The organism is Streptomyces sp. NPDC025273 (assembly GCF_040638585.1).
GTDB lineage: Bacteria > Actinomycetota > Actinomycetes > Streptomycetales > Streptomycetaceae > Streptomyces > Streptomyces cinereorectus.
In genome coordinates, this window is sequence record NZ_JBEZYP010000007.1 from 251570 (window position 1) to 265035 (window position 13466).

Consider the following 13466-nt stretch of genomic DNA (forward strand, 5'->3'; position numbering starts at 1 on the left):
ACTCCTCACTCCTCGGTGGTGCACGGGCTCCGTCCCGGGTACGCGAGAGGCCGGGGCCGAGCCCTTCGCCGGGCAGACGTCATTGCACCACAGAGCCCCTGGACGGATGCGCAGTCGGCCGGACGCGCGTCGAACGGACCGGTGCGTGCGGGCGCGCGGACCCGCGGGGAGCAGGGGTGGCGCAGCCTTCCGGACCGGCTGCGCGTGGGGCGCCCGTCAGACCTTCGTACGTTCGGTGATCCAGCGGCCGGCGAGGAGTCCGGAGGCGGCTGTGAGGATCGCTGCGGCGATGACGGTGGCGTCGAGGCCGAGCGTGTCGGCGAGGACGCCGGCGACCAGGGCTCCCGCGGCGTAGCCGATGTCGCGCCAGAAGCGGTACGTGCCCAGGGCGTTGGCGCGCCAGGCGGGGTGGGCGTGGTCGGAGACCGAGGCGATGAGGGCGGGGTAGACCATCGCGGTGCCCAGGCCGAGGAAGACCGCGGAGAGGACGCCCGCGAGCAGCGGACGGTCCAGGAGTGCGAGGGCGAGGACGAAGCCTGCGGCTTGGACGAGCATCCCGGTGACGATGAGGGGTTTGCGGCCGACGCGGTCGGCGAGGTGTCCGGTGGGAATCTGGCCGATGCCCCAGAGGATGGGGTACAGGCCCTTGATGAGGCCGACGGCGGCCAGGCCCAGGCCGTGGTCGGTGAAGAGCAGAGGGAACACGCCCCAGGTCAGGCCGTCGTTGAGGTTGTTGACCAGGCCGGCCTGGCTGGCGCCGCGCAGGGAGCGGTCGTGCCAGGAGGTGCGCGCGAAGGTGGCTTTCAGGCCGGTGTCCTCACCGGTGGGCAGCGGCCGCGCGTGGTGGGCGAGTTCGAGGGCGACGTGGGCGGCGGTGTCGCGTACGGCCAGGGCCAGGGCGAGGCCGGCGACGACGAAGACGATGCCGATGAGTTCGGGGACGGGGCGCAGTCCGTAGCTGGTGGCGAGGTAGCCGGTCAGGAGGGCGGTGACGCCGACAGCGGTGTATCCGGCGGCTTCGTTCAGGCCGGTGGCCAGGCCACGCCGGGAGGGGCCGACGAGGTCGATCTTCATGTTCACCGTCATCGACCAGGTCAGGCCCTGGTTGAGTCCGAGCAGCACGTTGGCGGCGACGATCCAGCCCCAGGACGGTGCCCAGGCCAGGGCGAAGGGTACGGGGACGCCGATCAGCCAGCCCGCGATGAGGAGGTGCCTGCGCCGGAACCTGGCTGTCAGGGCGCCGGCGGCCAGGTTCGTCATCGCCTTGGCGAGGCCGAAGGCGATGATGAAGGAGAAGACGGCCAGGTCGCTGGTCAGGCCGAAGACGTCGGTGCCGATGAGCGGCACGGTGGTCCGTTCCAGACCCACCAGGCCGCCCACGGCGATGTTGACGACGACGAGCAGGGAGAACTGGGGCCAGTTCTCCCGCAGGCCGAGTCTGACCGGGCGCCCCGTGCCGTCGGTCGGCCCGATGGCCGCAGGTGTGGCGTTCACGAGGCGATGTCCTCCTTGCCTTGGCGGGGTGGCAGGGACGTGGGCTCCGGGCGGAGGACCTGATCACGCCGATCGGCGTGCGCGGGGGACCTGCTGCCCACCTTGTCCGGCAGGCCGCTCGCGGCCCACGGCGTCCCAGACGGTGCTGACCTTCCGAAGCTGTGCGTACCTGCAGTTCAGAATACCCCCGAGGGTATCTTTCGATGAGTGATGCGCAGGTGCATGACCTTGTGATCCTGGATACCCCCCAGGGTATTTGACATCCTCGGGAGGGTCGTCCTACTGTCGAGAGTGTAAATACCCAGGGGGGTATCGAGAGAAGGGATGCCTCGATGCGTGAAACAGCTCTGGACGCCTTCGCGGCCGAACTGGCCCACGGTGCGTTCGTCCTCGACGTCCGGGAGTCCGACGAGTACGCGGCGGGCCACGTCCCGGGGGCGCTCAGCACTCCGCTCTCCGCGCTCGGTGCCGTCATCGGTGATCTGCCCGGCGACCGGCCGGTGTACGTGATCTGCGCCGGCGGCAACCGGAGCGCCCGGGCCGCCGGACAGCTCGCGGTCCTCGGGGTGGACGCCGTCTCCGTCGCGGGCGGCACGGCGGGCTGGGCCCGTACCGGTCGTCCACTCGTGCGCGGTACGGACGCGCACTCCGCCTGAACACCCGCCCAGGACCTCGACCTGGTGGGCCCGTCACGCCGGGCGTGCACCGGCCCGCGACCCCACACCCTCGCACCCGCCTCGGGTGCGCGTTCCTCATGAAGGGATTGCCGTGTTCTTCACCCAGTACTACCTCGACTGCCTCTCCCAGGCGTCGTACATGATCGCCGACGAGCGCACGGGCCAGGCGGTCGTCGTCGACCCGCGCAGGGACATCTCCGAGTACCTGGCCGACGCCGCCGCGCACGGCTTCTCGGTGGTCGGCGTGATCAATACGCACTTCCACGCGGACTTCGTCGCCGGCCACCTGGAGATGGCGGACGAGACCGGAGCCTGGATCGCCTACGGCCGGCGCGCCGAGACCGAGTACCTGATCCGCAAGCTCGCCGAGGGGGAGCGTGTGTCCCTCGGTGACGTCACCCTGGAGATCATGGAGACGCCGGGGCACACCCCCGAGTCCATCAGCGTCGTCGTGTACGAACACGCCGACGACTCCGTCCCGTACGGCGTCCTCACCGGCGACGCGCTGTTCATCGGCGACGTCGGACGCCCCGACCTGCTCGCCTCGTTCGGCGTCACCGCCGAGGAGCTCGGCGCGATGCTCCACGACAGCGTCCAGAACAAGCTCATGGGCCTCGCCGACGAGGTGCGGGTCTTCCCCGCGCACGGTGCCGGCTCCGCCTGCGGCAAGAACCTCTCGACGGAGAAGCAGTCGACCATCGGTGAGCAGCGCGCCACCAACTACGCGTGCGCGCCGATGGGGCGCGAGGAGTTCGTCGCCCTCGTCACCGCCGGTCAGTCCGCGGCACCCGGCTACTTCGCCTACGACGCCGAGCTCAACCGCAAGGACCGCGTCCGGTACGACACCTCGGCGGCCCCCCGGCCGCTGTCGCTCGCCGAGTTCACCGGGATGCGGGCCGCCGACGCGATCGTGGTCGACGCACGCGATCCGCAGGAGTTCGCAGCCGGACACCTGCGCGGCGCGGTGAACGTGCCCGCGGACGGGCGGTTCGCCGAACAGGCGGGCACCGTTCTGCGCCCGGCCGACGAGCTGCTCGTGATAGCGCCGCAGAACCGGGAGGAGGAAGTCGTCACCCGCCTCGCCCGGATCGGTTTCGACCGCGTCGTGGGCTACCTGCGCAACCCCGAGGACGCGCTGGAGGCGCTGGCCGACGAGGTCACCCCCGCCAGCCGCCTGACCGCCGCGCACCTGCGCGCCGCCCTCGCCGGTGACAACCCTCCCCTCGTCGTGGACGTCCGCACCTGCGGCGAACGCGAGGCGAACGGCTTCCTCGACGAGGCCCTCCACATTCCGCTCAGCGAACTCCCCCGGCGTGCGGACGAGCTGCCCGCCGACCGGCCCCTGGTCCTGCACTGCGCCGGTGGCCACCGCTCCTCGATCGCGGCAAGCCTGCTGCGCCACCGCGGCTTCCAGGACGTCTCCGACATCCTCGGCGGATACGCGGCCTGGGCCCTGTCGATGGAGTCGGCCCAAGCCGCCGAGCCCGTCGGCGCCTGACCGTCCCGGCCCCACCCCGCTCGCTCCCGGGGCCCTGACGGCCGTCGGGGCCCCCACACCCCGCATGTATACCCCTAGGGGTATATATGCAGATTCGAATGGAACCTCATGAGCGCCACCCCCGCACCCCCCTCATCCCTCACCCCCGCCGTGCTGCACCGGCTCGTCCAGGAGGGACGGGCGCCGCGTCTGCTCGACGTGCGCACCCCCGGCGAGTTCCGGACGGCACACATCCCCGGCTCGTACAACGTGCCCCTGGACACCCTGCGTGAACACCGGGCCGAGCTCCTGGCCCACCTCGACGAGGACGTCGTGCTCGTCTGCCGCTCCGGGGCCCGCGCCACCCAGGCCGAGAAGGCCCTGGCCGAGGCCGGCCTGCCGAACCTCCGAGTCCTGGAGGGCGGCATCGTCGCCTGGGAAACGGTCGGCGCGCCCGTCAACCGGGGCCCCGAGCGGTGGGACATGGAGCGTCAGGTCCGGCTGGTGGCCGGCTCGATCGTCCTGGCCACGGGCCTGGTGGGGGTGTTCGTGCCCGGCGCGCACCTGATCGGCACCGCGATCGGCGCCGGCCTGACCTACGCGGCCCTCAGCAACTCCTGCACCATGGGCGTCCTGCTGTCCAAGCTGCCGTACAACCGCGGGCCGCGCCCCGACGTCCGCGCGGTGATCGCGGGGCTGCGGAGCACGTCGTGACCGCCCTGATCGTCGCGGCGTCGCTGCTCATCGGCGTCAGCCTGGGTGTACTCGGTGGCGGCGGCTCGATCCTGACGGTGCCGATCCTGGTCTACCTCGCCGGGCAGGACACCAAGGAAGCCATCGCCACCTCACTGTTCGTGGTCGGTGTCACCAGTCTGGCCGCGCTGGTCCCGCACGCGCGGGCCCGGCGGATCCGCTGGCGGACCGGGCTGCTCTTCGGCGCGTTCAGCATGGTCGGCGCGTACGGCGGCGGACGGCTCGCCGAGTACATCCCTGGCACGGCCCTGCTCGTCGCCTTCGCCCTGATGATGCTGGCCACCGCGGTCGCGATGCTCCGCAAGCCCCGGCGTGGCCGGGAGAAGGTGCGGCCCGCCCACGGCGATCTCCCCGTGAAGCACATCGCGGCAGAGGGTCTCGTCGTCGGCGCCGTGACGGGCCTGGTCGGCTCCGGTGGAGGCTTCCTTGTCGTCCCGGCCCTCGCCCTGCTCGGCGGCCTGCCGATGGGCGTCGCGGTCGGCACCTCGCTCCTCGTCATCGCGATGAAGTCCTTCGCCGGACTCGCCGGGCACCTCTCGGGCGTCGAGATCGACTGGCGCCTCGCCCTGATCGTGACGGCCGCCGCGGTGATCGGCAGCCTCGTGGGCGGCCGCCTCGCGGGCCGCATCCCTCAGGACGCGCTGCGCAAGGCGTTCGGATGGTTCGTCGTCACCATGGGCGTCTTCGTCCTCGCGCAGCAGCTCGACACCGCTGTCTGGACCCACCCGGCCACATGGGCGGTGCTCGGGGCCGTTCTGGCCACCGCGGTCGCCGTCCGGCTACGGAGGGCGGGGCGGCCCCGCTCCCCGCTGCCGCCGCAGGGGCCTTCCGTGCCGCCGGAGCAACACGAGCGGCACACCGTAAAGTCCTGATATATACCCCCTGAGGTATTCTTGTCAGGGGGTACAAGGAGGACATCGTGCACGTGGACGAAGAATCGGTACGGCCAGTCCTGAACCGTCTGCGACGGGCTCAGGGCCAGTTGGCCGCCGTGATCGCGATGGTCGAGTCGGGCCGCGACTGCGAGGACGTGGTCACCCAGCTCGCCGCCGTCTCCCGGGCTCTTGACCGGGCCGGATTCAAGATCGTGGCAAGCGGGATGCGCCAGTGCCTCAGCGACGAATCCGGCACCCCGCCCATGACACAGGAGCAGTTGGAGAAACTGTTCCTCGCCCTGGCCTGACCGCTCGCTCCTCCGTCCGGCCGGCGCACCCCCGTCCCGGCCGGGCGGACCGCCCCCTCACTCCGCCCGGACGGGGAGTGTGAGGCGGAAGACGGTGCGTCCGGGCCTGCTGGTGACGGTGGCCGTCCCGCCGTAGGCGGTGATGACGGCGTGGACGATGGCCAGGCCGAGTCCGGTGCTGCCGGTGCTGCGCGAGCGGGCGTGGTCGGCCCGGACGAAGCGGACGAAGACCTCGGGTTGCAGTGCTTCGGGAATGCCCGGCCCGTTGTCACTCACGTCCACGCGGACGTCGGTCCGACCGGTGGTGAGGCTGACGGTCACGTCGGTGCCGGGCGGGGTGTGGGTCCGGGCGTTGGCGAGGAGGTTGCCGATGGCCTGCTGGAGGCGGTGGGCGTCTCCGACCACGGTGACGGGTTCTTCGGGGAGGTCGAGGAACCAGTGGTGTCCGGGGCCGGCGGCCCGTGCGTCGTCAGTCGCGTTCAGGATGAGCAGGGTCAGGTCGACCGGCTGGTGTTCGAGCGGGCGTCCGGCGTCCAGCCGGGCGAGGAGGAGCAGGTCGTCGACGAGCCGGGTCATACGCTGCGACTCGACGCCGATGCGTTCCAGCGCGTGGCGGACCCCGGCGGGGACGGGGCCGTGGTGGCGCAGGGCGAGTTCCGCGTGACCTCGGATGTTGGCTACGGGAGTGCGGAGTTCGTGGCTGGCGTCGGCGGCGAAGTGCCGCAGGCGTTCCTCGCTGGCCTGGCGGCGCACGAGGGCGTCTTCGACGTGACCGAGCATGTGGTTGAGGGCGTTGCCGACCTGGCCCACCTCCGTGCGCGGGTCGGTGTCGGGAAGCGGCCCGGGCATGGCGACCTCGCCGCTGGCGAGCGGCAGGCCGGCCACCTCCGCCGCCCGGGCGGTGACTCTCCGGAGCGGGCGCAGGGAGATCCGTACCCACATGGCCCCGGCGATGCCGGTGGCCACGAGCGCGGCGCCGAACAGCACCGCTTCCACGGCTTCGATGCGGTGCACGGTCTCTTCCACCGGGTGAAGGGGCATGCCGGTGATCAGGATGTCCTGGTCGTCGCCCGGGACGGCCATGACGCGGTACCTGCCCTTGGAAGCGGAAAGGCGGATGCTGTGCCCGTTTCCGTCCACGGGGATTCCCGCCAGGGTGCGGCGATCTCCGGGGGTGAGCTGGAGGGGCCGGTCGGTGGCGTCGTCGACGACGGCGGCCTGGGTGACGACGTTGTTCAGCAGACGGGCGCCGATGGTGGATTCCGCCTGCCCGCGGGTGTCAGGACGGTTGTCTGCGTCGGGCTCGGCTTCGTGTTCCAGGCTGGCGGCGAACCTGCCGCCGGACGCGGTCAGCTGTTCGTCCAGGCGCCCGATGAGGAAATCGCGCAGAGCGAGGGCCGTGGTGATCCCGACGGCGAAGCAGGCGAGGGCGAGCAGGATCACGAGTCCGGCGGTGAGCTGGCCGCGCAGAGTGCGCGGCGGCAGGCGCCTCACGGGGATTCCGGCTTCAGGACGTAGCCGACGCCGCGCACGGTGTGGATCATCGGGGTGCGTCCGGCGTCGATCTTCTTGCGCAGGTAGCTGATGTAGAGCTCGACGACGTGGGCGCGGCCGCCGAAGTCGTAGGCCCAGACCCGGTCGAGAATCAGGTCCTTGGACAGCACCCGGCGCGGATTGCGCATCAGGAACCGCAGAAGCTCGAATTCGGTCCGGGACAGATCGATCGTGACCCCGCCCCGCCTGACCTCCCTGGCCTCCTCGTCCATGGCGAGGTCCCCGACGGTGAGCCAGTCCGTGCCCGGCCCCGCGGTGATCCCGGCCCGCCGGAGCAGCCCGCGCAGCCGGGCCAGAACCTCCTCCAGGCTGTAGGGCTTGGTGACGTAGTCGTCACCGCCCGCGGTGATGCCGGCGACGCGGTCCTCGACGGCATCGCGGGCGGTCAGGAACAGCACGCACACGCGAGGCGCCTCACGCCGCAGGGCGCGCAGCACCTGCAGGCCGTCCAGGTCGGGCAGCATCCAGTCCAGGACCACCGCGTCGGGCCGGAAATCCCGGGCCGTCGCGAGTCCGGTCGCACCGTCGGCAGCAGTGCGGACCTGCCAGCCCTCACCGGTCATCACCCCGGCCAGGACGTCGGTGACATCGGGCTCGTCATCGACGACGAGGATCCGTACGGGTTCTCCGTCCGGGCGGTGCAGAAGCGGTGTCGTACGTGGCTCGTTCATGGTTCCCCCAGCATCCTCCGCCGCCGGCCACGGCAGCGGGAGCGGTGTCTCTGAGTTTCCTCTGAATCGGCGCCGAGGGCGGCCGGCCGGAGCGGTTTCAGAAGGTACTCAGAGGTCCGGCTGTGAGGCTGGCCGCCCGTCACCGGAAGCGAGCCCCGTCCGGAGGAGCCCCATGACCACGTCCACCACCGCCACGTATGCGAGCCGCACGCGCCACCGGCGCCCGCGCCGCGACATCGTGCCCTACCTGGCGCCGCCGGTGATCTGGGCAGGCGCCGCCGGGGTGCTGGCCCTGTGGTGGAGCGGCACGACCGCGGTGGTCGGCCCGGCAGGCTGGCTCACCGGGGCGGGACGCATCACCGGTCTCCTGGCCGGGTACGCCTGCGCCGTCCTGCTGGCGCTGATGGCCCGCATGCCGCTCCTGGACCACACCATCGGCACCGACCGGCTCGCCCGCTGGCACGCCTGGGGCGGACGCTGCACCGTCTCCCTGGCGTTCGCCCACACCCTGCTGATCATCTGGGGATACTCGCTGACCTCGCACACGAACGTGGCGAGCCAGACCTCCACGCTCGTGCTGCACTACCCCGACCTCCTCAAGGGCACAGCCGGCCTCCTGCTGTTCCTGGCCACCGGAGCCCTCTCCGCCCGCGCTGCCCGCCGCCGGATGAGCTACGAGACCTGGCACTGTCTGCACTTCGCCACCTACCTGGCGGTCTTCCTCGGATTCGGCCACCAGCTGTCCAACGGAGCCGACTTCGTCGGCAACCGCCCTGCCCAGATCGCTTGGTACACGCTGTACGTCGGCGTAGCGGCATCGGTGGCCTGGTACCGGTTCGCCGTCCCCGTCCGGCGCGGACTGCGCCATCGCATGCGCGTCACCGCGGTCCACCCCGAAGCACCGGGCGTCGTCTCCGTCCATCTCACAGGCGACCACCTGGACGAGCTGGGCGGCGAGCCGGGGCAGTTCCTGCGCTGGCGCTTCATGGTCCGCGGCCTGTGGTGGACCGCCAGCCCCTACTCCCTCTCCGCGCCCGCACACCCACACCACCTGCGCATCACGGTGAAGGCCGCCGGTGGCCACAGTGGCGCACTGGCCCGCCTGAGCCCCGGCACCCGGGTGTGGGCCGAGGGCCCCTACGGCGCTTTCACCGCGAGCCGCCGCACCGCCCCCAAGGTCCTGCTCCTGGCCGGTGGCGTCGGCATCACCCCCCTGCGCACACTCTTCGAGACGCTGCCGGGCCAGGTGACCCTCGTCTACCGCGCACGCCGCGCCGCCGACCTCGCCCTGCGCGGTGAACTCGACGCGATCGCCGCCCGCCGAGGGGCCACCGTGCACTACGTCGTCGACGAAGCGGCCGGGTACTCCTCACCCCTCACCGCCCCGGGCCTGAGCGCTCTGGTGCCGGAACTGGCCGCGCACGAGGTCTACCTCTGCGGTCCGCCCGGCATGGCACGGGCCGCGATCCAGGCTCTGCGCGATGCCGGTGTCCCGGCACGGCGCATCCACCACGAGTCGTTCGCGTTCTGAGGAGATCCGCCATGCGCCGAGCCGTCCTTGCCACCACCGGGATCAGTGCCCTCGTCGTCGCCCTGCTCGCTCTCAAACCCCACCAGCTCCCCGCCCTCGCCGGGGTGACTCCCCGTTCCCCCGCGACCTCGCACACTCCCGCGGGCACGTCCACCGGGACGGGGACCTTCACCGGGGACCCCATCGACACCCGGTACGGGACCGTGCAGGTTGCCGTCACCCTCACCGGAGGAAGGATCACATCGATCAAGGTTCTCCAGGCCCCGGACCGGAACGGCCGCGACCAGCAGATCACCTCCTACGCCCTGCCCCGCCTCACCCAGGAGGCGATCGGCGCGCAGAGCGCACACATCGACGCCGTCTCCGGCGCCAGTTACACCAGCCAGGGCTACACCCAGTCCCTGCAGAGCGCCCTGGACCAGGCCCATGCCTGACACCGGACCAGGACTGCGTCACGTCGAACACGTCATGGGCACCGTCTTCTCCTTCGACATCCGCGACGAGCCCACCACCGCCGTCCGACGCGCCCTCGCCGATGCCGTGCGTCACCTCCACCGGGTCGATGCCGTGTTCTCCACCTACCGGCCCGACAGCCACATCAGCCGCCTCGGCCGGGGCGAGGTCCGCCTCGAGGACTGCCCACCCGAAGTCCACGAGGTACTGTCCCTGTGCGCGCGGGCCACCCGTGTCAGCGACGGCTGGTTCAGCATCGTCCCCGCGGGAACCCTCGACCCCTCAGGGCTCGTCAAGGGCTGGGCCACCGAAGCCGCGTCCCAACTCCTCCACGAAGCCGGCGCGCGCCACACCTGCGTCAACGGCGGCGGCGACATCCAGCTCCGCGGCCGGGCGGGCTCCGGCACCCCGTGGCGCATCGGCATCGCCCACCCGCTGCGCCCCGGCAGACCGGCCGCCGTCATCACCGCCCGCGAGGACCTGGCCGTCGCCACCTCGGGCACCGCCGAACGCGGCGCCCACATCCTCGACCCGTATCGAGGTACACCCGCCTCCGCGTTCGCCTCCCTCACCCTCGTCGGACCCCGCCTGACGCTCACCGACACCTACGCCACCGCCGCGTTCGCCCGAGGCGACGGCGCACGGGAGTGGGTGGAGGAACTGGAGGGGTACGAAGCCCTCGCGGTCCTGCCCGACGGCAGCGAATGGCGCACGGCAGGATTCGGTCGATATGAGGCATGAGGTGCGGCAGGGGGCGTGTTGCCACCTCCCGACCCGCTGTTCTCCGCCCGGCGTGACCATCGCCGCGGACCCGGGCCCTGGGGCGGTCGGCGGGCCGTGTACGTCTCGGCAGCCCTGGTTGCGGCCGGCCGCTCTTCCTGAAAGGTTGCATTCCGAGTGAATCAATATCTGTGTCCGTGAAGTGAGAGTTTGCCGGGCGATGCGGAGAGGGTTTTTGCCCCGCGGGGCGAAGTGGAATTATTCGGCGCACCCAGGCCCTTCCGGCGTGCTACTGTCGATCTCAGTTGCAGTTGTGGTTCCCAAAACTTCAAGTGCCCCCACCCGGCTCCTGCCGGTGGGAGCACTTTTGTATTTCCGGTCATTTCCGGGCGGGGCAATCATCGCGGCGACACGGCATCCGCACAGTGCGGACGCCGATGTACTGCCCCAAAGGAGATATGACATGGCTGCTGGTACCGTGAAGTGGTTCAACGCGGAAAAGGGATTCGGCTTCATCGAGCAGGACGGTGGCGGCGCCGACGTGTTCGCCCACTACTCGAACATCGCCGCCCAGGGCTTCCGCGAGCTGCTCGAAGGCCAGAAGGTGACCTTCGACATCGCGCAGGGCCAGAAGGGCCCGACGGCCGAGAACATCGTTCCGGCCTGACGCCGGCGCACATTCTGTAGCTGGGGCCCGCATCCTTCGGGGTGCGGGCCCCAGCTGCATGCGTTTCCCGTAGCGGTTTCACCGGCGGGACGACGCGGAGAAATCCGCAGTCGGGCCGCTGCCGGTTCTCGGGGATGCAGGCGCATCCTGAAGGGCCACACCGCAGTCGACGTACGGATTTCATCCCCAACGCGTCACCCATTTCAGCACCTGTGCCCACGTGAATTTCCGTCGGCCAGACGTGCTTCTTTTTTTCATCGGTCCATACTTGTAATTCTCGATGCCGATCCTCGCTGCGGGAATTCCTTGACATGCACCGCATCGAGGAAGGTTCCGCATGAACCGCACACGCACGAACGACCGCTCCGCCCACACCCGCAGCGGCACTGCCGACACCGGAAGGGGCGGCGGCCGCCTCGGCTCGCAGGCACCGCGCCGTTCCGGCGGGTCGGTGCGCTCCGGTGGTTACGGCCGCCGGCCCGCACCGGTACAGGGTGAGTTCGCGCTCCCCGAGACGATCACCCCCGCGCTGCCGGCCGTCGCGGGCTTCGCCGCACTCGACATGCCCGAGCAGCTGCTGGCCGAACTCGGCAGGCAGGGCATGGCCGTGCCGTTCCCGATCCAGGGCGCGACGCTGCCGAACTCCCTGGCAGGCCGTGACGTCCTGGGCCGCGGGCGCACCGGTTCCGGCAAGACCCTCGCCTTCGGCCTCGCTCTCCTCGCCCGCACCGCCGGACAGCGTGCCGAGCCCCGCCAGCCGCTGGGGCTGATCCTCGTACCGACGCGCGAGCTGGCGCAGCAGGTCACGGATGCGCTCACTCCGTATGCTCGCTCGGTCAAGCTGAGGCTGGCCACGGTCGTGGGCGGGATGTCGATCGGCAAGCAGGCCGGCGCGCTGCGCGGTGGGGTCGAGGTCGTCGTCGCGACCCCTGGCCGGCTGAAGGACCTGATCGACCGGGGCGACTGCCGGCTGGACCAGGTGGGCATCACGGTCCTGGACGAGGCCGACCAGATGGCGGACATGGGCTTCATGCCGCAGGTCACCGCGCTGCTCGACCAGGTGCGTCCGGAAGGGCAGCGGATGCTGTTCTCCGCCACCCTGGACCGTAATGTCGACCTGCTGGTGCGCCGTTACCTGACCGACCCCGTCGTGCACTCGGTCGACCCGTCGGCCGGTGCGGTCGTGACGATGGAGCATCACGTCCTGCACGTCCACGGCGCCGACAAGCACGCCGCCACGACCGAGATCGCCGCCCGCGACGGCCGCGTGATCATGTTCCTGGACACCAAGCACGCCGTGGACCGGCTCACCCAGGACCTGCTCAACAGCGGTGTCCGGGCCGCCGCGCTGCACGGCGGCAAGTCGCAGCCGCAGCGCACCCGTACGTTGGCGCAGTTCAAGACGGGGCACGTCAGCGTGCTGGTGGCGACCAACGTCGCCGCGCGCGGCATCCACGTCGACAACCTCGACCTGGTCGTCAACGTCGACCCGCCGACCGACCACAAGGACTACCTCCACCGTGGAGGCCGCACCGCCCGCGCAGGCGAGTCCGGCAGCGTCGTCACCCTCGTCACTCCGAACCAGCGCCGCGGCATGGTCCGCCTCATGGCGGACGCCGGGATCCGGCCGCAGACCACCCAGATCCACTCGGGCGACGAGGCCCTGAGCCGGATCACCGGCGCACAGACCCCTTCCGGTATCCCGGTCGTCATCACCGCGCCGGTGGTCGAACGCCCCAGGCGCAGCGCCTCCTCCCGAGGCCGACGCCGCCCCGCTTCGGCAACCCGGCGTACGCCGGTACGCGAGCCCCGCCTCGACGCGGCAGCCTAGAACGTCCGTGATCCGGAACCCCACCCACTTCCGCAGGAGGCACCTTTTGACGCTGGTTCAGATGCAGCCCCGCCCGGCGGGCCCCGACCCCCTGCACCTGCCGGTCTCCGAGGTCATGGACGCGGCCGGGCCGCAGGTCTGTGACGACATGAGTGTCGAGGTGGCGCTGGCGGTCATGGCCGCCGCCCGCACGGACCGCCTGGTCGTCTGCGACCAGGACGGCCGGTGCACCGGCCTGGTCACCCGGACCGGACTCGCCGCGGTCAGGGACAGCTCCGCCTACACGGACCGTGTCCGCCTGCGTGACGTTCTCGGTGACCACGGACCGTTCACCTCACCCGTGACCGGTGCGGCCGCCGCCGAGCACGCCATGCGCCACCTCAGGCCCGGTGCTCTGCCGATGGCCGACGAGCAGGGCAGCGCCCTGGGTCTTCTCGCCCTCTCCGGCTGACCCG

General features: G+C 71.2%; 14 protein-coding genes. 11 read left to right on the top strand and 3 right to left on the bottom strand.

The genetic code is table 11. The features are described from left to right. Positions 1 to 216: 216 nt before the first annotated feature. Entirely contained in the window at positions 217 to 1494 is a 1278-nt protein-coding gene (locus AB0F38_RS14890) for an MFS transporter (protein WP_361892034.1), read from the bottom strand. A gap of 332 nt (positions 1495 to 1826) precedes the next feature. On the opposite strand from AB0F38_RS14890, the gene AB0F38_RS14895 reads away from it, so the two are divergent. From AB0F38_RS14895 to AB0F38_RS14915, 5 genes are all read left to right on the top strand, one after another. Beyond that, positions 1827 to 2150 (top strand): rhodanese-like domain-containing protein, encoded by a 324-nt coding sequence (locus tag AB0F38_RS14895; protein ID WP_361892037.1) that lies wholly within the window; start codon positions 1827 to 1829, stop codon positions 2148 to 2150. A gap of 112 nt (positions 2151 to 2262) precedes the next feature. Continuing rightward, the gene (locus AB0F38_RS14900) at positions 2263 to 3669 is read left to right on the top strand and encodes an MBL fold metallo-hydrolase (RefSeq protein WP_361892039.1); all 1407 of its coding nucleotides are present in this window, start codon (positions 2263 to 2265) and stop codon (positions 3667 to 3669) included. A 108-nt stretch (positions 3670 to 3777) separates the two neighbouring features. Continuing rightward, positions 3778 to 4362, top strand: a complete 585-nt coding sequence (locus AB0F38_RS14905) for a rhodanese-like domain-containing protein (protein WP_361892041.1) — start codon at positions 3778 to 3780, stop codon at positions 4360 to 4362. After that, positions 4359 to 5273 carry a sulfite exporter TauE/SafE family protein gene (locus tag AB0F38_RS14910; RefSeq protein WP_361892044.1) on the top strand — a complete coding sequence of 305 codons (915 nt, stop codon included), beginning with the start codon at positions 4359 to 4361 and terminating at the stop codon, positions 5271 to 5273. The genes AB0F38_RS14905 and AB0F38_RS14910 overlap by 4 nt, the downstream gene beginning before the upstream one ends. A gap of 47 nt (positions 5274 to 5320) precedes the next feature. After that, positions 5321 to 5584, top strand: a complete 264-nt coding sequence (locus AB0F38_RS14915; protein WP_361892047.1) for a metal-sensitive transcriptional regulator — start codon at positions 5321 to 5323, stop codon at positions 5582 to 5584. Between the two features lie 57 nt (positions 5585 to 5641). Here the strand turns inward: AB0F38_RS14915 and AB0F38_RS14920 are convergent, their stop codons facing one another. After that, positions 5642 to 7078, bottom strand: a complete 1437-nt coding sequence (locus tag AB0F38_RS14920; RefSeq protein ID WP_361892050.1) for an ATP-binding protein — start codon at positions 7076 to 7078, stop codon at positions 5642 to 5644. Beyond that, a complete protein-coding gene (locus AB0F38_RS14925; RefSeq protein ID WP_361892053.1) occupies positions 7075 to 7809 on the bottom strand; it encodes a response regulator transcription factor in 735 nt (244 codons plus the stop codon). The genes AB0F38_RS14920 and AB0F38_RS14925 overlap by 4 nt, the downstream gene beginning before the upstream one ends. A 172-nt stretch (positions 7810 to 7981) precedes the next feature. Here AB0F38_RS14925 and AB0F38_RS14930 point away from each other — a divergent pair, with 172 nt between their 5' ends. The 6 genes from AB0F38_RS14930 (at position 7982) to AB0F38_RS14955 (ending at position 13462) form a co-directional block, all read left to right on the top strand. Then, positions 7982 to 9340 (top strand): ferredoxin reductase family protein, encoded by a 1359-nt coding sequence (locus AB0F38_RS14930; protein WP_361892056.1) that lies wholly within the window; start codon positions 7982 to 7984, stop codon positions 9338 to 9340. Positions 9341 to 9351: 11 nt separating this feature from the next. Continuing rightward, the gene (locus AB0F38_RS14935; RefSeq protein ID WP_361892059.1) at positions 9352 to 9774 is read left to right on the top strand and encodes an FMN-binding protein; all 423 of its coding nucleotides are present in this window, start codon (positions 9352 to 9354) and stop codon (positions 9772 to 9774) included. Next, a complete protein-coding gene (locus AB0F38_RS14940; protein WP_361892062.1) occupies positions 9767 to 10534 on the top strand; it encodes an FAD:protein FMN transferase in 768 nt (255 codons plus the stop codon). Before AB0F38_RS14935 ends, AB0F38_RS14940 begins: the two co-directional genes overlap by 8 nt. 442 nt (positions 10535 to 10976) lie before the next feature. Next, positions 10977 to 11180: a cold-shock protein gene (locus AB0F38_RS14945; RefSeq protein WP_023586116.1), complete on the top strand. Its 204-nt coding sequence runs from the start codon at positions 10977 to 10979 to the stop codon at positions 11178 to 11180. A 337-nt stretch (positions 11181 to 11517) separates the two neighbouring features. Then, positions 11518 to 13011: a DEAD/DEAH box helicase gene (locus AB0F38_RS14950; protein WP_361892066.1), complete on the top strand. Its 1494-nt coding sequence runs from the start codon at positions 11518 to 11520 to the stop codon at positions 13009 to 13011. Positions 13012 to 13072: 61 nt separating this feature from the next. Then, positions 13073 to 13462, top strand: coding sequence for a CBS domain-containing protein (locus tag AB0F38_RS14955; RefSeq protein ID WP_361892069.1), 390 nt, complete (start codon positions 13073 to 13075; stop codon positions 13460 to 13462). Positions 13463 to 13466 lie beyond the last annotated feature (4 nt).